Consider the following 20,515-nt stretch of genomic DNA (forward strand, 5'->3'; position numbering starts at 1 on the left):
CCTGAAACACCCAGGTCTCTCGGTTCCGATGGCGTCCTGCCCGACCGATTGAGGTTTCACCCCGTGATCAGCTTCAGCATTCTGGCGATCGCATTCGGCGTCGTCTTCCTCGCCGAACTCCCCGACAAGACGGCCCTCGCCGGACTGATGCTCGGCACCCGCTACCGGGCGTCCTACGTCTTCGTGGGCGTGGCCGCGGCCTTCGCGGTGCACGTGGCGCTCGCCATCGCCGCGGCCAGCGTGTTGACCCTGCTGCCGCACCGCCTCGTCCAAGCGGTCGTGGGCGTCCTGTTCCTGGCGGGCGCGGCGATGCTGCTCTTGAAGAAGAAGGAGGAGGACGAGGAGGTCAAGGAGCCTGCTGACCAATCCTTCTGGAAGGTGTCGGGGGCGGGCTTCATGTTGATCCTGGTCGCCGAGTTCGGTGACCTGACGCAGATCATGACGGCCAACCTCGCGGCCCGCTATGACGACCCCGTCTCGGTCGGCATCGGAGCGGTCCTGGCGCTGTGGGCGGTCGCGGGGATCGGAATCCTGGGCGGGCGCACGCTGATGAAGTACATCCCGCTGCGCCTGATCACGAAGGTCGCGGCGTGCGTGATGGCCGCGCTGGCCGTGTTCTCGCTGTACGAGGCGATCGCGGGCTGACCGGGGGTTCCCGTGGGGGCGGGTGGCACTGGCGGGCGGGCCCGGGCGCGCGCCGGGACCGCCGCGCCGGGACCGCGCCGCCCCTGCGTCCGGGGGCCTGGGGCGGGGGTGCTGGGCCCCGGGCGCTGGGCCGGGGGCGCTGGACGCGGGTCGGGCTCCCGGCCCCGGTCTGGGGGTTCTGGGCTCGGGCTCGGCTTGGTGTGCGGGCCCCGGTCTGGGGGTTCCGGGCTCGGCCTTGGCGCGCCGGGCTCGGGCTCGGCTTGGCTCGCCGGGCTCGGCTTGGTGTGCCGGCCTCGGGTTCGGCTGTGGTGGGCCGGCCTGGGCCTTCGCGCGCGGGGCTCGGCCTGGTGGGACCGGTGGCGGTGGCGGTGGCGGTGGTGGTGCCCGCTGGATCCGGCGTGCTGGGCCCGGTGGCGCTGTCCGCTGGCCCCCGGCGCACCGTATGACTCCTGAGGTAATCGACCGCCTCGGGGCCGCGGGGCAAGGATGGCTGTCGTACGGGCCGCCGCCGCTGACCGTCACTCGCCGAAGGGACCCCCGTCATGCCGTACTTCGAGTCCGCCACCGACAGCACCCGCCTCCACTTCGTGGACTACGGCCCCTCGGACGGTCCCGTCATCGTCTTCGTCAACAGTTCGTACTTCGGTACCGAGATGTGGGAGTACCAGATGCTGCCGCTGGCGGCCGAGGGCTTCCGTTGCGTGGGCTTCGACCGACGGGGGCACGGCAGGTCCGAGGACGTCTGGGGCGGCTTCGACCTCGACACCCTCGCCGGGGATCTGGCCTCGTTGCTCGATCACCTGGACCTGCGCGACATCACTTTGGTCGGGCATTCCATGGGCACCGTGGAGGTGGTCCGGTACCTGACCCTCCGCGGTAGCGGCCGGGTGGCGCGGGTCGCGCTCGTCGGCGGGATCGCCCCGGGGCCGGCCCGTTCCGCGGACCACCCCGAGGGACTGGACCCGGAGCTGATCCGCGGATTCAACGAGACCTTCCGGCAGGACCGGGCGAAGTTCTTCGCCGACGGGGCCGACGCGTTCTTCGCCCGCCACCTGCCCGGGCCGCGGGTGTCGGACGCGTACGTGGCGTACATGGTGGACCGCTGCCTCGGGGCGACGGCGCGCGCCGCCAATGCCCTGGGGGACCTCGTCCCCTCCCTGAACCTCGTCCCGGAGCTGGTGAAGATCGACTGCCCGGTCCTGGTCGTCCACGGGTCGGACGACGCCTCCGCGCCCCTGGCCCTCACGGGCCGCCGCGCGGCCGACCTGATCCCGGGGGCGGAGCTGCACTTGTACGAGTACGCCGGCCACGGACTGTTCGCGACCCACGCGGACCGCCTCAACGACGACCTGCGCGCCTTCGCCCGCGCATGACGGGGAGGGGCGGGGGCGGGGTGGTTACGGGGCCAGGGTGAGGGTGAGGGTGCCCGTGGGGGTGGTGGTGAGGGTGAGGGCGGTGAGGTCGGGGACATGGGCGGTGGGGGCGTGGGCGGCGGCGCGGGGGCCGACGCCGATGACGCGCATGCCGGCCGCGAGGCCCGCTGCGATGCCCGCCTCGGAGTCTTCGAAGACGATGCAGTCGGCCGGGTCGATGCCGAGTTCGGCGGCGCCCTTGAGGAAGCCCTCCGGGTCGGGCTTGCTGGCCGACACCGACTCGGCCGTCACCCGGATCCGCGGCATCGGGAGGCCGGCCGCGGACATCCGGGCCGTGGCCAGCGCCAGGTCGGCGGACGTGACCAGGGCGTGCGGGAGTTCCGCGAGGGCCGCCATGAACTCCGCGGCGCCACCGACCGGGACCACGCCCTCGGTGTCGGCGGTCTCGCGGGCCAGCATCACGGTGTTCTCGGCGTAGTTCTCCGCCATCGGGCGTTCCGGGAGGAGGAGCGCCATGGTGGCGTAGCCCTGGCGGCCGTGGACGACCTTGATGACCTCGTGCGGATCCAAGCCGTGCGTCACGGCCCACTCGCGCCAGCAGCGCTCGACCACCGCGTCGGAGTTGACGATGGTGCCGTCCATGTCCAGGAGGAGCGCCTTCGCGCTCAGGACGACGGGGGCGGCGGTGGCAGCGGCGGCGGAGGTGGTGCTGGCCGGCATCAGGGGTCTCCAGAGGGGGCGCGGCAGTGGGGAAACAAAAACAAGTGGCTCCGCCTACCGGTCAGGGTATGCAGGCGGAGCCACTTTGTTCCACCAAGATACAAAACATTTCCCCGATTCGGCCAATCCAGTGACGTAGGTCTCCCAGCAGGCCGTAACGGGACGCACCGCTCAGGATGGAGATGTCCTACCGCCGCCCGGTCCCCGAGGAGGAGCCGATGGCCCAGGAAGTGACCCCCTCGGTCGTGGATCCCGCGCGTGGCCCGGGCGACGAACACGCCTCCCGCGAAGTCCTCGTATCCATCGGCGCGCTGCTGCTCGGCCTGCTGATCGCCTCGCTCGACCAGACCATCGTCTCCACCGCCCTACCGACGATCGTCAGCGACCTCGGCGGGATGGAGCACCTGTCCTGGGTCGTCACCGCCTACATGCTCGCCTCCACCGCCGCCACGCCCCTGTGGGGCAAGCTCGGTGACCAGTACGGGCGCAAGAAGCTCTTCCAGGCGGCCATCGTCCTCTTCCTGATCGGCTCCGCGCTCTGCGGCCTGGCCCAGAACATGCCCCAGCTCATCGGCTTCCGGGCGGTGCAGGGGTTGGGCGGCGGTGGACTGATGGTGCTGTCGATGGCGATCGTCGGCGACATCGTCCCGCCCCGGGAGCGCGGCAAGTACCAAGGGCTCTTCGGCGCGGTCTTCGGCGCGACCAGCGTGCTGGGCCCGCTGCTGGGCGGCCTGTTCGTGGACAACCTGTCCTGGCGGTGGGTCTTCTACATCAACCTCCCCATCGGCCTCGTCGCCCTGGCCGTGATCGCCGCGGTGCTGCACATCCCCAAGCGCTCCTCCCGGCACACGATCGACTACCTCGGCACCTTCCTGATCGCCTCCGTCGCCACCTGCCTGGTGCTGGTCGCCTCCTTCGGCGGCACCTGGGGCTGGGGCTCGACGCGGATCATCGGGCTGGCCGCGCTCGGCCTGGTGCTGCTCGTCGTGTTCCTCGTGGTGGAGCGCCGCGCGGCCGAACCCGTGCTGCCGCTGAAGCTCTTCCGGATCCGGACCTTCACGCTCTGCTCGCTGATCAGCTTCATCGTCGGCTTCGCGATGTTCGGCGCGATGGTCTACCTGCCGACCTTCCTCCAGGTCGTCCAGGGCGTCTCGCCCACCATGTCCGGCGTCCACATGCTGCCGATGGTGCTCGGCCTGCTGATCTCCTCAACGGCCTCGGGCCAGATCGTCAGCCGCACCGGACGGTGGAAGGTCTTCCCCATCGTCGGCACCGCCATCACCGCCGTCGGGCTGCTCCTGCTGCACCAGTTGCAGCGCACCAGCTCCACCTGGGAGATGAGCGCCTACTTCTTCGTCTTCGGCGTCGGCCTCGGTCTGGTCATGCAGGTGCTGGTCCTGGCGGTGCAGAACGCGGTCACCTACGCCGACCTCGGCGTCGCCACCTCCGGCGCGACCTTCTTCCGCTCCATCGGGGCGTCCTTCGGCGTGGCCATCTTCGGCACGATCTTCACCAACCGGCTCGACGAGAAGCTCGTCTCCGCCCTCGCCGGCATCCCGCTGCCGCCCGGCACGGCGGCCCAGCTGAAGGCCGACCCGCGCGCCATCGCCGCCCTGCCGCCGGCCCTGCGCCCCCGGGTCCTGGACGCCTACGCGACATCCATCACCGACGTCTTCCTCTACGCGGTCCCCGTCGTCCTCCTGGCCTTCCTGGTCGCCTGGTTCCTCAAGGAGGACAAGCTGCGCGGCTCGGTGACCGCCCCGGACGTGACCGAGACCCTCGCCTCCAACCCCGTCCAGCGCTCCTCGCACGACGAGGTCGCCCGGGCGCTGTCGGTCCTCGGAACCCGGGAGGGCCGTCGGCACGTCTACGAGGACATCACCGAAAAGGCGGGCTTCGACCTCCTCCCCGCCGCGAGCTGGCTGCTGCTGCGGATGAAGAAGTACGGATCGGTCGAGCCTGCGATGCTGGCCGAACGCACCAGCGTGCCGCTGAAGGCGATCACCGAGGCCGCCCGGCAGGTCGAAGAGCGCGGTCTCGCCGTCCGTGACGGGATCCCGCTGGTCCTGACCGAGCCCGGGCGCTCGGCTGCCGTACGGCTGGCGGACGCGCGGCAGGAGTCCCTCGCGGAGCTGCTCGGCGACTGGTGGGGACCGGACCGGCCCACCGACCTGATCAAACTGGTCGGCGAGATCAACGCCGAGCTGTGCGGTTCCGACGCGGAGGAGCCCTACGACACCCTGCCGCGCCGCGACCACGAGGCCCGCTGAGGCTGCGGCCGCGACCGGCCTACAGGCGCTTGCCGAACCAGTGCTGGGCGTACTCGCTGTCGTTGTAGGCCGGTATCTCGTCGTACCCGTGCTTCGCGTACAGGCTGCGGGCCTCCACCAGGTCGGAGCGGGTGTCCAGGATGACCCGCCGCGCGCCGAGGGAGCGTGCCACGTCCTCCAGCGCCGCGAGGACCGCCCCGCCGCCGCCCGTGCCGCGGGTGCGGGGATCGACGTACACCCGCGTCAGCTCGGCGGTCTCCGGGTCCAGCAGTCGTACGCCGCCGCACGCCAGCGGCGCGCCGGCCAGTCGGCCGACCACGAACTCTCCCGTGGGCAGGACGAGGTCGTCGTCCGGGAAGTCCACGATCAGGGCCTCGTCGATCTCGGCCTCCGTCATCGTGCGGTCGAAGTACCGCCCGGCGAGCTCCGCGTAGTACGCGCGGCGCAGGACCACGGAGTCCGGGTCCGTGTACGGCTCCGGAGCGACCGACCACCCGTCCCCACCGACGCCCCCCGTGCTCGTGCTCGTGTTCGTGCCCGCGTTCGTGCCCGCGCCCGTGCTGTTCATGGCGTCATTCTGGAGGCTGCGGCCGCGCCGCCGCATGGAATATCCACAGCCCCGGGCCGATGATAGGAAAAAGGGCAATTCCCCCCCGCTCCCCCTCACCGAAGGGTGTGAACGTCATGTCGGAGCACCCCGACTGCGCCCTGATCCGTCGCGGATACGCGGCCTTCAGCGCGGGCGACATGGAGACGATGGCCACATTGCTGACGGCCGACGTCGTCCACCACGTTCCCGGCAGCAGCCCGCTGTCCGGGCACCACAAGGGCCGGGAGGCCGTGCTCGACCTCTACCGTCGCCTCGGCGCGGAGACGAACGGCACCTTGCGGGTGGACCTGGAGACGCTGCTGGCCGACGGCCGGGGGCACGTGATCGCGGTCCACCGCTCCCGCGGAGACCGGGGCGACCGCGGGATCGAGATGCACGGCGGACTCTTCTTCACCCTCGTCGGCAACAAGATCACCGACATCGACGAGTGCGTCGCGGACATCGAAGAGTCCGACGCCTTCTGGAGCTAGAGAGCTAGAGAGCTAGAGAGCTAGGCAGCTACGGGGCCAGGGGAGCCGAGCCACCCGGCCCTACTGCTTCGGAGCGGTCTGCTGCACGACCTCGAAGGACCACACCTGGGACGCCGAAGCCGCCGGCTTCGGCCGCTCCCCGCCGCCCTGTCCGCCGCCCTGGTGCGCCGCCTTCATGGGCCCTTCCATCCACGCCTGGAAGTCGGCCTCCGAGCGCCACCGGGTGTACACGAGGTACTGATCGGTGCCCTCGACGGGGCGCAGCAGCTCGAACCACTCGAACCCGTCCGAGCTCTCCACGGAGCCCGCCCGCGAGGCGAACCGCTGCTCCAGTACCTCCCGCTGTTCCGCCGGTACGGACAGTGCGTTGATCTTCACGATGCTCATGCCCGCCATCCTAGGTATCCCATGCGGGATATCGTCGTCCCGGGTAATTCATCGCGGCAGCCAGGCGAAGTCACGGTTGCAGTCAACAAGGGCGGGAGGCCGGCGGGGCGTGGCCAACGCGGCGGAGCACAGCGGTGTCAACGGACATGCCGGAGTCATAGGCGGTGGTGGTAGCGGCAACAGGCTTGGCGCCGCGCGCCTCGTCCTATGGGCGCTGGCGGGCCTCCTGGCCGTCAGACAGGCGTCCGCGGTGCTGCGCGTGCCACCCGGCGAGTGGCTCACCGGCTTCTACCTGCCGGGCCTTCCGGGCTCGCTCTACGACGCCGGACAGTTCACCGGGACCCCCTTCGCGGGCCTCGTCCTCAAGCCCCTGGTCGGGCTGGCGGACCAGTCGCTGGAGGTCGCCTGGACCTGCGTGACCCTGCTGTTCGTCGCCGCCATCGGGCTGGTGGCCGCGCGGGGCCTGCCGGATCCGGTGCCCCGGCGCACCGCGCTGCTGGCCGCGCCCGTGCTCGTCGCCCTGATGATGGTCTCGCTGCCCGTGCGCGAGGCGGCCTCCCCGGGGCAGACCGCCGTGCTGCCGGTGCTGCTGGTGCTCCTCGCCTTCTTCCGGGTGCCGGGCGAGCGTCCGGCGGGCTTCCTGATGGGACTCGCCGCCGCGCTCCAGCCCGCCCTGCTGCTCTTCGCGCCGCTGCTGTGGCTCACCGAACGACGCCCCACCGCGCGCACCGCCCTCACCACCTTCGCCGCCTGCACGCTGCTGTCCTGGGCCGCGCTGCCGCACGACTCCTGGACGTACTGGATCCACCACCTGGCCGGGACCGGCCTCGGCGGCAGCCCCAGTGGCCTCGCCAACCAGTCCGTCCACGGTGCGCTGCTGCGGCTCGGGCTCTCCGGCCCCGCCGAGATCCTTCTGTACGTCGCCCTCGCGGCCGGGATCGCCTGGCTCGGCCTGCGCCGCGCGGCGCGCTACGCCCGCGACGGGCAGCTGCTGCTCGCGGTCGCGATCACCGGTTGCGTGGCCGTCGCCGTGTCGCCGACCGGCTGGCGCCACCAGCTGCTGTGGGTGCTGCTCGCGGTGGCGGGCAAGGTCGGCAAGCGGGCCGCCGACCGGCCGGTGTGGCCGGTCGCGGTGATCCTCGCCATGACGCTGCCCAGCGCGATGCTGCTGCCGAACCTGGCCGTACTGGCGCCCGTACGGGACAACGTGCTGCTGCTGGCGGCCCTCGCCGCGGCCTGCGCGGTGCCGTTCCTGCCGCGAAGCTCGCCGTACTGGCGCGAACCCGTCCCGACCGCCTACGCGCGGCCCGCGACCGCCCGCTGGGCGCGGATCCCGCTGCTGCCGTTCTGGCGGCGCGTGCTGGCCCGTCCCAACCTGCTGCTTGAGCTGCTGCTGATACGGGTCGGGTACTCGCTGTACTCGTACATCCGTGCCGCCGCGCCCACCAGCCGCTCGCTCGCCGAGGGCAACGGGACGCAGATCCTCTCCATCGAGCGGGCCCTGGGCATCGACATCGAGCACGCCGTGAACCACGCCGTGGTCAGCCTCCGCTGGCTGGAGGCGTTCTTCAACTTCTACTACACGTCGTTCCACTTCGTGGTCCCGCTGACGATCCTGGCCGTCCTGTACTGGCGCCGTCCCGCCGACTACCGCTGGGCCCGTGCCTCGCTGGGGCTGGCGACCGTCCTCGCGCTCGTCGGTTTCTGGCTGTACCCGTTGGCGCCGCCGCGGCTCATGCCGGGGCTGGGGTTCATCGACACCGTGCACGGCGTGCAGGACCTGGCGAACCCGCAGTACGGGGCGATGACCGCGATCTCCAACCAGTACGCGGCGATGCCCTCGCTGCACTTCGGCTGGTCGCTGTGGTGCGGGGTCGTGATCGTCACGCTGGCGCCCAAGGGGTGGCAGAAGGTGCTGGGGGCGATGCATCCGCTGATCACGGTGTGCGCGATCATCGCGACCGCCAACCACTGGGTGCTGGATGCGGTGGGTGGTGCGGTGGTCGTGGGTGCGGGGTTCGGGCTGGTGTACGTGCTCTCCGGGCCCCGGGGGGCGGCTGTGCCGGCCGGGGTGGCGGTGCCTGGGCCGCGGGTGCCGGAGCGGGCCGTCGTGGGGGGCGGGGATGGGCGTAAGGCGGGGAGTGTGGTGGGGCGGGACGTTGTGTGACGCGTGGCGCGTGGCGCGTGCGCGCGTGACGCGTGACGTGTGACGTTTGGCGCGTGGCCAAGGGGCGTCGGAGCGGTGGGTCGTGCCCGCTCCGGCGCCCCTTTCGTGGATCGCCGCGTCCTGTCAGGATCCGCCCGGTGGGGGTGTCCCGCCAGTCGGGCGGCCCTGTGGGGGCCCTCAAGCGCCGGGCGGGCTGGGTGTGGCGGGTTGCCGCCGCCGGGTGGATGCCGTGGGGTGCGTTGCTGGTGATCGTGCCTCCGGCGGGCCCTCAAACGCCGGGCGGGCTGGATTTGGTCGGGCGGGCCCTCAAACGCCGGGTGGGCTGGATTTGGTCGGGCGGGCCCTCAAGCGCCGGGCGGGCTGGATTTGGCCGGGTGGGCTGGGTGTGGCTGGGCTCGTAACGGGTGGGTCAGGGGTGGGTTACTCGGAGTTCTTTGATGCCGTTCAGCCAGGCGGCGCGGAGGCGGCGGGGTGGGGGGCCGGCGAGGTGGAGGTTCGGGAGGGCGTCGGCCAGGGCGTTGAAGATCAGGTCGATCTCCATGATCGCCAGGGACTTGCCGAGGCAGAAGTGCGGGCCGCCGCCGCCGAAGCCGAGGTGGGGGTTCGGGTCGCGGGTGATGTCGAAGACGTCCGGGTTCTCGAAGACCTCGGGGTCGTGGTTGGCGGAGGAGTAGAACATCCCCACCCGGTCACCCGCCTTGATCTTCTGGCCGCCCAGCTCCGTGTCCTGGGTGGCGGTGCGCTGGAAGGACACCACGGGGGTGGCCCAGCGCACGATCTCCTCGGCCGCCGTCGAGGGCCGGGTCGCCTTGTAGAGCTCCCACTGCTCGGGGTGGGTGAGGAAGGCGTGCATGCCGTGGCTGATCGCGTTGCGCGTGGTCTCGTTGCCCGCGACCGCGAGCAGCAGCACGAAGAAGCCGAACTCGTCCGAGCCCAGGTTGCCCTGACCCTCGGCCGCGACGAGCTGCGTCACGATGTCCTTGGCCGGGCACTCCTTGCGCGCGGCGGAGAGGTTCATGGCGTAGCCGATGAGTTCCATCGCCGCCGTGGAGCCGACCTCCTCGGTGATCGCGTACTCCGGGTCGTCGTAGGCGATCATCTTGTTCGACCAGTCGAAGATCCGCGCGCGGTCCTCCTGCGGTACGCCGATCAGCTCGGCGATGGCCTGGAGGGGCAGCTCGCAGGCGACTTGGGTGACGAAGTCGAAGCTCCCGTCGGCCGCGGCGCCGGCCGCGGCGGCCGCCTCTTCGGCGATCTTCGAGGCGCGGGCGCGCAGGGCGGCCTCCAGGCCGCGGATGGCGCGGGGGGTGAAGCCGCGCTGCACGATCTGGCGGACCCGGGTGTGTTCCGGCGGATCCATGTTCAGCATGATCAGGCGCTGGGCATCGATCTGCTCACGCTGGATGTGCTCGTTGAAGCGGATGATCGCGGTGTTGGTGGTGGAGGAGAACAACTCCGGGTGCGTGGAGACGTACTTGACGTCCGCGTGCCGGGTGACGACCCAGTAGCCCTCGTCGTCGAAGCCGGTGATGCCCCGGGTCTGCGGGCACCACCACACCGGAGCGGTCTGCCGAAGCTGCGCGAACTCCGGGAAGGGGACGCGGGCTTGGAGCAGGTCGGGGTCGGTGGCGTCGAAGCCGTCGGGCAGTGCGGGGCAGGACATTCGGCAACTCCAAAGTCTGACGGCCCATCAGAAGTTGGCTCGAAGGTAGTAACGAGTTCTAGAAGTGACAAGGGTAGGCGCGGCAACTGTTGCGTGTGGAATCCGTGCAAGCCGTGTGCAAGACCCTTGCGTGCGGGGCCCGCAGGTCATAAAACTGCCAGAGAACTAGAACGCGTACTAGTTCAGGCGCGCCGCCGGGACGGCCCGCCGCAGTGGAGGAGAGGACGGCTCATGGCCGCGGAACCCGTCATCGTCGAAGCCGTACGCACGCCCATCGGCAAGCGGGGTGGCGCGCTCGCCAACCTCCACCCCGCCTACTTGCTCGGTGAGACCTACCGCGAGCTGCTCGCCCGTACGGGGATCCAGCCCGACTGCGTCGAGCAGATCGTCGGCGGCACCGTCACCCACGCGGGCGAACAGTCGATGAACCCGGCCCGCAACGCCTGGCTCGCGATGGGTCTGCCGTACGAGACCGCCGCGACCACGGTGGACTGCCAGTGCGGCAGCTCCCAGCAGGCCAACCACATGGTCGCCAACATGATCTCCGGCGGGGTGATGGACATCGGCATCGCCTGCGGGGTCGAGGCGATGAGCCGGGTGCCGCTCGGCTCCGGTTCCAAGCACGGCCCGGGGAAGCCCTTCCCGGACGAGTGGAACGTCGACCTCCCCAACCAGTTCGAGGCCGCCGAGCGGATCGCCCGGCACCGCGGACTGACCCGCGAGGACGTCGACCGCCTCGGCGTCCTCTCCCAGCAGCGGGCCGCCACCGCCTGGGCCGAGGAGCGCTTCAAGCGCGAGACCTTCGCCGTCCAGGTGCCGACCACCGAGGCCGAGCAGGCCGCGGGACAGGGCATGTGGCGCCTGGTCGACCGGGACGAGGGCCTGCGCGACACCAGCATGGAGGCACTGGCCCGGCTCAAGCCCGTCATGCCGACCGCCGTGCACACCGCGGGGAACTCCTCGCAGATATCCGACGGCGCCTGCGCCGTGATGTGGGCCTCGCGCAAGATGGCCCGCGCGCTCAAGCTCAAGCCGCGCGCCCGGATCGTCGCCCAGACCCTGGTCGGCGCGGACCCGCACTACCACCTCGACGGACCGATCGACGCGACCCGCGCGGTCCTCGGCAAGGCCGGGATGTCCCTCAAGGACATCGACCTCGTCGAGATCAACGAGGCCTTCGCCTCCGTGGTGCTCAGCTGGGGACGGGTCTTCGAGCAGGACATGGAGAAGGTCAACGTCAATGGCGGGGCGATCGCGCTGGGCCACCCGGTCGGGGCCACCGGCGCCCGTCTGATCACCACCGCGCTGCACGAGCTGGAGCGTCGCGACAAGGAATTCGCGCTGATCACGATGTGCGCGGGCGGCGCCCTCGCCACCGGCACGATCATCCAGCGCCTCTGAGCCCCGTGGGCTCCCGAGCCCCCGTGGGATGGGAAACAGAAGGCCCCGGCGGCCGGACCTGGGGAGGTCGGCCGTCGGGGCCCTCGTCCGCGCGGTCGTCCGCGCGGGGGTGTACGTCTACCGGCCGGGCCGGCTTAGTACCAGTGGTGGGAGGACCAGAAGTTCCACGCGCCGACGGGGCTGCCGTAGCGGGAGTTCATGTAGTCCAGGCCCCACTTGATCTGGGTGGCCGGGTTGGTCTTCCAGTCCGAGCCCGCCGAGGCCATCTTCGAGGCCGGCAGGGCCTGGACCAGGCCGTACGCACCGGAGGAGGAGTTCGTGGCCGTGTGGTCCCAGCCGCTCTCGCGGGAGACGATCTTGGCGAACGCCGCGTACTGGGCCGGGTCCTTGATCATCTGCTGCGCGATGGACTTCGCGTCCATCGGGGCCGCCTGAGCGGGAACCGCGGCGAGCATGGAACCGGCCACACCCAGGGCGAGCACGGTACCGGCGAAGGTCTTCTTGGAGGCGGCGATGCGGCGGATGACGGCGTTGGACACGGAAAGCCTTCCGTAGGGAACAGGGACGGTCGCTCGCACGTCGAGGACGTACGTGAGCCACTCACGCGGTGGAGAGGGGTTCGTCGGGCGGGGGGCGGAGCGCCCCTGCCGCCGTGGCGACAACACCAGTTAGCCAGGCTGCCGGGGGGCCTGGCAACGCCCCCCTCTTACTAGTGGAGGTCGCAGCCGGGGCTGAACGACCCCTCCCCGGGGCGAAGGGGATCGGCGCAGGTGGGAGCCGGTTTGAGCGGGTGGATATGGAACATTTAAGGACTACTATCCCGGGCCGTATGTGACCAAGGTCCTGTGGGGCGGGTCACCGCTCAGGGGCCCGGATCTCACGTTCCGTGGCCGCTCGTACCCCTTTGGGGCGTGTGTCCGGGGCCACTTTCGACCCCTGAATCGAAGGAAACGGGGGCGTCGAAGGCAGCTTTCCTCGTCGCCCGGCGCAGCGCCTTCAGCAGCGTGGCGCCGAGCGTCATGGTCAGTACGACGGTCAGCACGGCCCGGCCGAGGTCCCAGCCCAGCGAGGTGGCCAGGCAGTACGCCAGGAACCGCGCGAGGTTCGCGCCGACCGGGTCGCCGGGGTGGAAGGAGATCCCCTGGCCCATGCCCTGCAGGATCACCCAGCCCTGGAGGTTCATGATCGTGCCGTACGCGAAGGACCCGGCGAAGCCGTACGCGGACAGCATCACCAGCTCCGCCCGCCCCCGGATCCGGTCCGGGCCCGGCAGCAGCCCGGCGCCCAGCGAGAACCAGCCCAGCGCCAGCATCTGGAACGGCATCCACGGCCCCACGCCGCCCGTGAGCAGCGCGGACGCGAACATCGTCACGGAACCCAGGACGAAGCCGAAGCCCGGCCCGAGCACCCGGCCGCTCAGCACCATCAGGAAGAACATGGGCTCCAGGCCGGCCGTGCCGGCCCCCAGCGGCCGCAGCGCGGCGCCCACCGCGGCCAGCACGCCGAGCATCGCCACCGCCTTCGCGTCCATGCCGTTGTCGGCGATCGTCGCGACCACGACGGCGACGAGGAGCGGGAGCAGCGCGGCGAAAAGCCACGGGGCGTCCTGCGAGTGCGCGAGCCCCGACTGGCGGTCCGCGAGCAGCGGCCAGCCGAAGGCGGCGATCCCGACGAGGGTGACGAGGACCAGGGCGGCGGCGCCGCGCGGGCCGATCCGGACGGGGCGGCTCACGGGGCGGTCCCGGGGTCGGCGCCGGTGTGTGCGTGGGCGGCCCGTTCATGGGCGGCCCGTTCGTGGGCGGTCAGGGCGGCGGCCACCTGGGAGACGGTGAGCCAGTGGCCCGGGGCCAGCACCTTCGCGACCTGCGGGGCGAAGGCGGGGGAGGAGACGACCACCTCGGCGGTCGGGCCGTCCGCGACGATCTCGCCGCCGGCCAGGATCACCACCCGGTGGGCCAGCTCGGCGGCCAGTTCCACGTCGTGGGTGGCCAGGACGATCGCGTGGCCGCGCGCGGCGAGGTCCCGCAGGATCTCGATCAGGCGGGCCTTGGCGGCGTAGTCCAGACCGCGGGTCGGCTCGTCCAGGAGCAGCAGGGCGGGCCTGCCGGTGAGGACGAGGGCCAGGGCGAGGGCGAGGCGCTGGCCCTCGGAGAGGTCGCGGGGGTGGGTGTCGTCGGGGACGTCGGGGAGGAGGGACGACACCAGGGCGCGGCAGGTGCCGGGCGCGGCGGCGGCGTCCGCGTCGGCCGCCTCGCACTCGGCGCCGACCGTGTCGGCGTACAGCAGGTCCCGGGGCTCCTGCGGTACGAGGCCCACGCGGCGGACCATCTCCGCGGGCGGGGTGCGGTGCGGTTGCTTGCCGCCGACGTGGAGGTGGCCCGAGGCGGGCTCGATCATGCCGACGAGGGTGGCGAGGAGGGTGGACTTGCCGGCGCCGTTGCGGCCCATGAGGGCGAGGGTTTCGCCGGGGGCGAGGGTGAGGGTGATGTCGTGCAGGATCTCCCGGCGGGCGCGGCGGACGGAGAGGTGGCTGGTGGTTACGGGGGGTGCCGGGGGTGCCGGGGATGCCGGGGGCGGCGGGGGTGTGGGGGTGCGGCGGAAGGGGTGTCGCAGCGTGCGGGTCCGGGGGGCCCGGGCCTTCGCCTCAATCGCCGGCGGGGCTGGGATGGGCTGCTCCCCTTCAGCCTGCCCGACGTCTGAGGGCCCGCCGGGGGTGACTGGCGTTGCCTCCGGCGGCGCCTCAAACGCCGGCGGGGCTGGGATGGGTTGAGCCTGCGTCGCAGTGGGGGTGGCCTCCGGCGGCGCCTCAATCGCCGGCGGGGCTGGGATGGGTTGAGCCTGCGTCGCAGTGGGGGCTGGGATGGGCTGGGCCTGCGTCGCCGGTGGGGCTGGGGTGGGCTGGGGCTGCGTCGCAGTGGGGGTGGCCTCCGGCGGCGCCTCAATCGCCGGCGGGGCTGGGATGGGTTGAGCCTGCGTCGCAGTGGGGGCTGGGATGGGTTGAGCCTGCGTCGCAGTGGGGGCTGGGATGGGTTGAGCCTGCGTCGCAGTCGGGGCCGGGATGGGCTGGGCCTGCGTCGCCGTCGGGGTGGGCTGGGCCTTTTTAGCCTGCCCGGCGTTTGAGGGCCCGCCGGAGGCGAGGGTGGGCTCTCCGGGGGTGAGGGTGGGCTCGCCGGAGGCGAGGGTGGGGCCGCCGGCGATGGTGGTGAGGAGGGTGTGGAGGGGGGTGGCTTGGCGGCGGGCGTCGCGGATGGAGAGGGGGAGGGGGGTCCAGTGGGCCAGGCGGCCCAGGGCCACCACCGGGGGGTGGACGGGGGAGACGGCCATCATGTCGGCCGGGGAGCCGAGGACGGGGGCCGCGCCCGGGGCGGGGATCAGCAGGACCTGGTCGGCGTACTGCACCACCCGCTCCAGCCGGTGCTCCGCCATCAGAACCGTCGTACCGAGGTCGTGCACCAGGCGCTGGAGGACCGCCAGGACCTCCTCCGCCGCCGCCGGGTCGAGCGCGGACGTCGGCTCGTCCAGGACGAGGACCGCGGGGTGCGGGGTCAGGACCGAGCCGATCGCGACCCGCTGCTGCTGGCCCCCGGAGAGCGTGGCGATGGGGCGGTCCCGCAGCTCGTTGAGGCCCAGCAGGTCCAGGGTCTCCTCCACCCGGCGCCGCATCACCGCAGGTGCCAGCCCCAGGGACTCCATCCCGTAGGCCAGCTCGTCCTCGACCACGTCCGTGACGAAGTGCGCCAGCGGGTCCTGGCCGACCGTGCCGACGACATCGGCCAGCTCGCGCGGCCTGTGCGTGCGGGTGTCGCGCCCGGCGACCGTGACCCGGCCGCGCAGGGTGCCCCCGGTGAAGTGCGGGACCAGCCCGGACACGGCACCGAGCAGGGTCGACTTGCCGACACCGGACGGGCCGACCAGGAGCGTCAGCTCACCCTCGGGGACGGTGAAGTCCGCGTTGTGGAGCGTCGGCCCGGGCCTGCCGTCGTAGGTGATGGACACCTGGTCGAAGCGGATCACGTTACGAGCCCTCCTTCGGGGGGACGGGGGCCACCACGGCGGGCAGCAGACCGATCAGCACCGCCGCCGCGGGCCACAGCGGCAGTCCGGGCGCGACCAGCGGCACCACACCGGGGCGCAGCGCCTCAGGGTCGACGGACCCGGCGTAGATCATCAGCGCGGCGACGGCCGCGCCGGAAGCGGACACCAGCCAGGCGCGCACGCCCCACCGGTCGGGCCGGTAGCGGGTGCGCACGCTGCGCCGCCCGCCCAGGCGCAGGCCCCCGAGGGCGAGCGCGAGGCCGATCAGGAGGACGGGGAGGCCGTACCCGGCGCCTTCGGCGGCGAGCAGCCCGTACGTTCCGGCGCACACGCCGAGGAGCCCGCCGAGGGTGAGGACATTGGTGGTGTGCCGGACCAGGGCCGGGACCCGGGCGGTACGGCCGTACCCGCGCGCGTCCATCGACGCGGCCACGGCCACCGAGCGCTCCAGGGCGCCTTCGAGGACGGGCAGGCCGATCTGCAGGATCGCCCGCACCCCGCCGGTGGGGCGCCCGCGCAGGCGGCGGGCGGTCCGCAGGCGGACCACGTCGGCGACCATGTTCGGCGCGAACGTCATGGCGACGACGACGGCCACGCCCGCCTCGTACAGGGCGGCGGGCAGGGACTTCAGCAGCCGGGCCGGATTGGCGAGGGCGTTCGCGGCGCCGACGCAGATGAGGAGCGCGGCGAGCTTGGCGCCGTCGTAGAAGGCGAAGACCAGCTGCTCGGCCGTGACCCTCCCGCCGAACCGGATGCCCTGCGCCCAGGCCGGCAGCGGGATCTCGGGCAGGGTGAAGAGGACGTGCGCCCCGGGGATCGGGGAACCGAGCAGCATGGAGAAGAGCAGCCGCAGGCCGATCACGACGAGGCCGAGCTTGACGAAGGCGCCGTAGGACCGGGCCCAGGGGGCGGCGGTCCGGCGGGCCGCGACGACGTAACCGGCGACGCCGACGATCAGGCCGAGCAGCAGCGGATTGGTGGTCCGGGACGCCGCCGTGGCCAGCCCCAGCGCCCAGAGCCACCACGCACCGGCGTGCAGCGCGTTGCGCCGCGCGGCGGCCGGCGCCTCCCAACGCTCCCGCCGCCGGGGCCGGACGTAGGCGCGATCGGGCGGCCCCGGCGGCGCGCCGACCCCGGCTCGGTCGGCCGGGTGGGTCACCGGGCGCGGCGGCGGCGGGACTGCCACACGGCCGCCCCGGCCAGGGCGATCACGGCCGCGATTCCGGCGAGGAACCCCACGGAGGGACTGCCCCCGTCCGTGTCCCCGTCCCCGTCCCCGGACGCGGCGGCGGTGGCGGACGAAGACGCCGAGGCCGAGCCGGACGGCTTCGGTTCGCTCGCGCCGACCTGGTCGCCGCAGCCCTGCTTCGGGTACCCGGAGATCGCGCACAGCAGCGCCGCGCTGTTGTACCGCAGCGGCTTCGCCACCTCGGCCAGCGCGTCGGCGGCCGTCGCGTCGGGAGCCACCACCGCGCAGGCCGTCCGCGGGGCGTCCTGCGGCGGGGTCTCGCCGGCCGGAGCGTCCGCGGGAACGCCGAAGTCGACGACCAGGGCCACCCGCTTGCGGCCCTCGACCGCGGCGGTGCCCGAGCAGATCGCCCCGAAGTCCGCGGCGGCGCGCGGCGTGGCCGCCTCGTCGGCCGCGTCCTTGCTGACGGCGAAGCGGAAGCCCTGGACGGACCCGTCCTTGGGCCTGGCCATGGAGGCTCCCTGGGTGGCGTACGTCCACGAGCCGCTCGTACCGTCCCAGAACGACCAGTACCGGTAACCGGCAGCCAGCGCGGGAGCCGCGCCCAGCAGCGTCAGCGCCAGGCCCAGGACGACGGCCAGGGCCACGGGCAGGGACAGGAGCGCCGACAGCGACCGGGCGCGGGACGAGCGGGTCCGAACCGGACGGGTCCGGCCGGTCACGGCTGCTGCTTGCGTCGGCTCATGACGAAGCCGATGCCCACGCCGGCCACGGCGCCCAGGCCGACGATCCACCAGATGCCGATGGGGGAGGAGTCGGAGTCCTTCGCGGAGTCCGCGGACGGTCCGGCGTCAGCGGCTGCCGACTGCTGGGGCGTCGCGGCCGCGGCGTCGCTCGGGCCGGTCGCGTTCAGCGCGGCCACCAGGTCGGTGGCGCCGAAGGCCTTCGGGTCCGTGCCGGTCGCGTGCGCGGTCAGGACCAGGGTGGCGAGGGCGGCCGGGTTGCCCTTGGACCACTCGGCCGAGTTGGCCTTGAGCCACTCCAGCGCGCCCGCGGCGGACTGCTTGTGCCCGGCGGCGGCCAGCGCGATCACGGCGTCGGCGGTGTTGCCGACGTCCGCCGTGACCGTCTCGGCGCCCGGGGTCTTCACGACCAGGTGGCCGTCCTTCTTGAGGGCCTCGGCCAGGTAGCCGGCCGAGGCCTGGGCGGCCGCCGCCGGGTCCTTCGCTCCGGCCGGGCACTCCAGCGCCGCGGCGGGGGTGTCCGTGGCGGCCGGGGCGACGACCGGGCCGGTGCCGAGCCCGGCGAGCACCGAGGCGGCCGAGGCGCCGGCGTTCGCCGGGAGCTTGCCGTCCTGCAGCTGGTAGCCGAAGGCGCCGCGGTCGGCGGCCGGTTCGGTGGCGCAGCCGAGCTGGAAGGAGAGGAGGGCGTCGTACGCCGACTTGCCCGCCTTCGACTTCACCTCGGCCGGCTTCTCACCGGCCGCGACCAGCGCGCTGATCACGAGCGGGGTGGAGCTGCCCTCGCTCGGGGCGCCCGGGTTGTAGGGCCAGCCGCCGTCCTCGTTCTGTACGGACTTCAGCCAGTCGGCGCCCTTCTTGACGGCCGCGTCGTGGCCGCCCAGCGCCCGCAGCGCCTGGACCGCCACGGCGGTGGCGTTCGTGTCGAGGACCGTCTTCGCGTCGCAGGCCGCGCCGGAGTCCGCGCGGAACGCGGCGAAGGCGCCGTTCGCGCACTGCTGGCCGGTCAGCCACCCGACGGCCTGCGGCGCGGGCCGCACGCCGACCGTCTGCTGGGCGAGCAGGGCGTAGGACTGGCGCCAGACACCGTCGAAGGTCGGGTCGCCCTTGCCGAACAGCCCGGAGGGGATCACGGGGGCCGGTGAGGGCGAGGGGGCGGCGAGGGCGGCGGGAGCGGCGCCCACGCAGAGCACGGCGGAGGCGGCGAGCGCGGCGGCGCTGCGGCGGACGTTCATGTGGGGCGGGTGCCTCTCCTGCTGGGGAGCGCGGAGGCAGGCACATGGAGTACCGGGCTCCGGCTCCGTTTACCTCGACGGTGCCGGCCACCGGAGGATCCGGCGGCGCGAGCCGCGCACCTCCGCGACGGGGCAATCCGGCTCCCCGCCCGGCGGCGCCGGAGGCGGGACACGGTTGCGGGTCAGCGCCGGATTCGCACCGGCTTCCCCCCGTACGGAAGTGTTGACGACCCGGTCACTCTACCGGCCCGTAACCCGCGCACCCCTTGACGGCGGGCCGGCGCACCTCCGTACGGGCCCGGCTACAGGGCCCGGTACGTCACCGGGTCGCTGCCGGGGACGGCCTCGGCGCGGCCCTGCTTCACCAGCCGCCGCAGGTGCGCCTCCGCCTCCGATACGGCGATGTTGCGGGAGCCGTACGGGATCTGCGCCCAGGGGCGGTTCCACTCCATCCGCTCGGCCAGCTGCCAGGCGGTCAGCGGGCGCGCGAGCAGCTCCCACAGGCCGACGAGGCGTTCCTCGTGGTGGGCCAGCAGCTCGCGGACCCGGGCCGGGGCGTCGGTGAAGGCGTACTGGTGGGCCGGGAGCACCTCGGCGGGGTCCAGGCGGCCGATGCGTTCGAGGGAGTCGAGGTAGTCGCCGAGGGGGTCGGTGGCCATCAGGTCCTCGGGGGCCTCGTACAGCCCGATGTGGGGGGAGATGCCGGGCAGCAGGTGGTCACCGGAGAAGAGGCGGCCGTTGCCGGGCAGCTGCGCGGGGTGCTCCTCCTCCAGGTGCAGGCACACGTGGCCCGGGGTGTGGCCCGGGGTCCAGATCGCCCGGAGCCGGCGCCCGGCCAGCGGCAGCAGCTCGCCGGGGACGATCTCGCGGTCCGGGACGGCCGCGTGCATCCCGGGCAGGGTGCGCATGCGGCCGCTCTCGCGGGCGGCGCGCAGCGGGGCGACGTGTTCGTCGGGGGCGCCGGCGGCGAGGAGCTTCTCGCTCATGTAGTCCAGCCAGACGCCGGGGTCGGAGCCGCGGGTGCGCGTGACGACCTCGGTGTCGGCGGCGTGCATCGCGATCCAGGCCCCGGACGCCTCCCGTACCCGGCCGGACAGGCCGTGGTGGTCGGGGTGGTGGTGGGTGATGACCACGCCGTGGACGTCGGTGACGGGGATGCCGAGCGTGCCGAGGCCGGCGACGAGGGTGTCCCAGGAGGTGGGGTCGTCCCAGCCGGTGTCGACGAGGACCGGACCGCGGTCGGTCTCGACGACGTGGACGAGGGTGTGGCCGAGCGGGTTGTCGGGGATGGGGACCTTGATCCCCCAGACGCCGCCGCCGTGGTCGAGGGTGGCGGGGCCGATGGCGGCGTGGTCGCCGGCGCCCGGGTCGCTGAGACCTTGGTCGCTGACACCGGGCGGTTCGGGTGCGGCTGCTGACATGTGGTGGCCCCCAGACGAAGTGGTGCGGCGAGTACCGTGGACGGCGCTGACGAGAACTCGTTCCAGTGGTAGCCCAAGTCGACCATCCGCGCGGCTTTCTGACCAGTCGTCTGATGCGTCGCCGATCTCTCCCCGCTCTTGGGTCGGTCTTCTGTCTGCGCCGTGGACTCCTGGAACTAGAACTGGTAT

At 72.8% G+C, this 20,515-nt stretch carries 17 protein-coding genes; 6 read left to right on the forward strand and 11 right to left on the reverse strand.

The genetic code is table 11. The features are described from left to right. Positions 1–63: 63 nt before the first annotated feature. Both ACZ4UB_RS10170 and ACZ4UB_RS10175 read left to right on the forward strand, forming a co-directional pair. Positions 64–645 (forward strand): TMEM165/GDT1 family protein, encoded by a 582-nt coding sequence (locus tag ACZ4UB_RS10170; RefSeq protein ID WP_354381844.1) that lies wholly within the window; start codon positions 64–66, stop codon positions 643–645. Positions 646–1,187: 542 nt separating this feature from the next. Next, positions 1,188–2,018: an alpha/beta fold hydrolase gene (locus ACZ4UB_RS10175; RefSeq protein WP_468069556.1), complete on the forward strand. Its 831-nt coding sequence runs from the start codon at positions 1,188–1,190 to the stop codon at positions 2,016–2,018. A 24-nt stretch (positions 2,019–2,042) separates the two neighbouring features. On the opposite strand, the gene ACZ4UB_RS10180 is transcribed toward ACZ4UB_RS10175, so the two are convergent. Continuing rightward, complete coding sequence (locus tag ACZ4UB_RS10180) at positions 2,043–2,738, reverse strand: HAD-IA family hydrolase (RefSeq protein ID WP_354381842.1); 696 nt, start codon at positions 2,736–2,738, stop codon at positions 2,043–2,045. Positions 2,739–2,956: 218 nt separating this feature from the next. On the opposite strand from ACZ4UB_RS10180, the gene ACZ4UB_RS10185 reads away from it, so the two are divergent. Continuing rightward, on the forward strand, positions 2,957–5,008 hold the full coding sequence (locus ACZ4UB_RS10185; protein WP_468069664.1) for a DHA2 family efflux MFS transporter permease subunit: 2,052 nt from the start codon (positions 2,957–2,959) through the stop codon (positions 5,006–5,008). A gap of 19 nt (positions 5,009–5,027) precedes the next feature. On the opposite strand, the gene ACZ4UB_RS10190 is transcribed toward ACZ4UB_RS10185, so the two are convergent. After that, a complete protein-coding gene (locus ACZ4UB_RS10190) occupies positions 5,028–5,576 on the reverse strand; it encodes a GNAT family N-acetyltransferase (RefSeq protein WP_468069557.1) in 549 nt (182 codons plus the stop codon). Positions 5,577–5,692: 116 nt separating this feature from the next. Between ACZ4UB_RS10190 and ACZ4UB_RS10195 the strand changes: the two genes are divergently transcribed. Continuing rightward, the gene (locus tag ACZ4UB_RS10195; RefSeq protein WP_467958356.1) at positions 5,693–6,088 is read left to right on the forward strand and encodes a nuclear transport factor 2 family protein; all 396 of its coding nucleotides are present in this window, start codon (positions 5,693–5,695) and stop codon (positions 6,086–6,088) included. A gap of 60 nt (positions 6,089–6,148) precedes the next feature. On the opposite strand, the gene ACZ4UB_RS10200 is transcribed toward ACZ4UB_RS10195, so the two are convergent. Then, the gene (locus ACZ4UB_RS10200) at positions 6,149–6,475 is read right to left on the reverse strand and encodes an antibiotic biosynthesis monooxygenase family protein (protein ID WP_467958358.1); all 327 of its coding nucleotides are present in this window, start codon (positions 6,473–6,475) and stop codon (positions 6,149–6,151) included. A 109-nt stretch (positions 6,476–6,584) separates the two neighbouring features. Here ACZ4UB_RS10200 and ACZ4UB_RS10205 point away from each other — a divergent pair, with 109 nt between their 5' ends. Then, positions 6,585–8,642: a bifunctional glycosyltransferase 87/phosphatase PAP2 family protein gene (locus ACZ4UB_RS10205; protein WP_468069559.1), complete on the forward strand. Its 2,058-nt coding sequence runs from the start codon at positions 6,585–6,587 to the stop codon at positions 8,640–8,642. A gap of 409 nt (positions 8,643–9,051) precedes the next feature. Here ACZ4UB_RS10205 and ACZ4UB_RS10210 read toward each other — a convergent pair whose 3' ends face one another. Beyond that, positions 9,052–10,305: a cytochrome P450 gene (locus ACZ4UB_RS10210; protein ID WP_354381838.1), complete on the reverse strand. Its 1,254-nt coding sequence runs from the start codon at positions 10,303–10,305 to the stop codon at positions 9,052–9,054. Positions 10,306–10,536: 231 nt separating this feature from the next. Here ACZ4UB_RS10210 and ACZ4UB_RS10215 point away from each other — a divergent pair, with 231 nt between their 5' ends. Further along, entirely contained in the window at positions 10,537–11,706 is a 1,170-nt protein-coding gene (locus ACZ4UB_RS10215; protein WP_351044217.1) for a steroid 3-ketoacyl-CoA thiolase, read from the forward strand. A gap of 134 nt (positions 11,707–11,840) precedes the next feature. Here the strand turns inward: ACZ4UB_RS10215 and ACZ4UB_RS10220 are convergent, their stop codons facing one another. The 7 genes from ACZ4UB_RS10220 to ACZ4UB_RS10250 form a co-directional block, all read right to left on the reverse strand. Next, positions 11,841–12,245, reverse strand: a complete 405-nt coding sequence (locus tag ACZ4UB_RS10220) for an aggregation-promoting factor C-terminal-like domain-containing protein (protein WP_354381836.1) — start codon at positions 12,243–12,245, stop codon at positions 11,841–11,843. 338 nt (positions 12,246–12,583) lie between these two features. Continuing rightward, complete coding sequence (locus tag ACZ4UB_RS10225) at positions 12,584–13,438, reverse strand: ECF transporter S component (RefSeq protein WP_468069562.1); 855 nt, start codon at positions 13,436–13,438, stop codon at positions 12,584–12,586. Then, a complete protein-coding gene (locus ACZ4UB_RS10230; RefSeq protein ID WP_468069563.1) occupies positions 13,435–15,720 on the reverse strand; it encodes an ABC transporter ATP-binding protein in 2,286 nt (761 codons plus the stop codon). The genes ACZ4UB_RS10225 and ACZ4UB_RS10230 overlap by 4 nt, the downstream gene beginning before the upstream one ends. Before the next feature lies 1 nt (position 15,721). Further along, positions 15,722–16,900: an energy-coupling factor transporter transmembrane component T gene (locus ACZ4UB_RS10235; protein ID WP_468069666.1), complete on the reverse strand. Its 1,179-nt coding sequence runs from the start codon at positions 16,898–16,900 to the stop codon at positions 15,722–15,724. Then, positions 16,897–17,652 (reverse strand): SCO2322 family protein, encoded by a 756-nt coding sequence (locus ACZ4UB_RS10240; protein ID WP_468069564.1) that lies wholly within the window; start codon positions 17,650–17,652, stop codon positions 16,897–16,899. The genes ACZ4UB_RS10235 and ACZ4UB_RS10240 overlap by 4 nt, the downstream gene beginning before the upstream one ends. Continuing rightward, on the reverse strand, positions 17,649–18,905 hold the full coding sequence (locus ACZ4UB_RS10245; RefSeq protein ID WP_468069566.1) for a prenyltransferase/squalene oxidase repeat-containing protein: 1,257 nt from the start codon (positions 18,903–18,905) through the stop codon (positions 17,649–17,651). Before ACZ4UB_RS10245 ends, ACZ4UB_RS10240 begins: the two co-directional genes overlap by 4 nt. A gap of 302 nt (positions 18,906–19,207) precedes the next feature. Beyond that, positions 19,208–20,326 (reverse strand): MBL fold metallo-hydrolase, encoded by a 1,119-nt coding sequence (locus ACZ4UB_RS10250; protein WP_468069568.1) that lies wholly within the window; start codon positions 20,324–20,326, stop codon positions 19,208–19,210. Positions 20,327–20,515 lie beyond the last annotated feature (189 nt).

It is taken from the genome of Streptomyces sp. NPDC028419 (assembly GCF_055565515.1).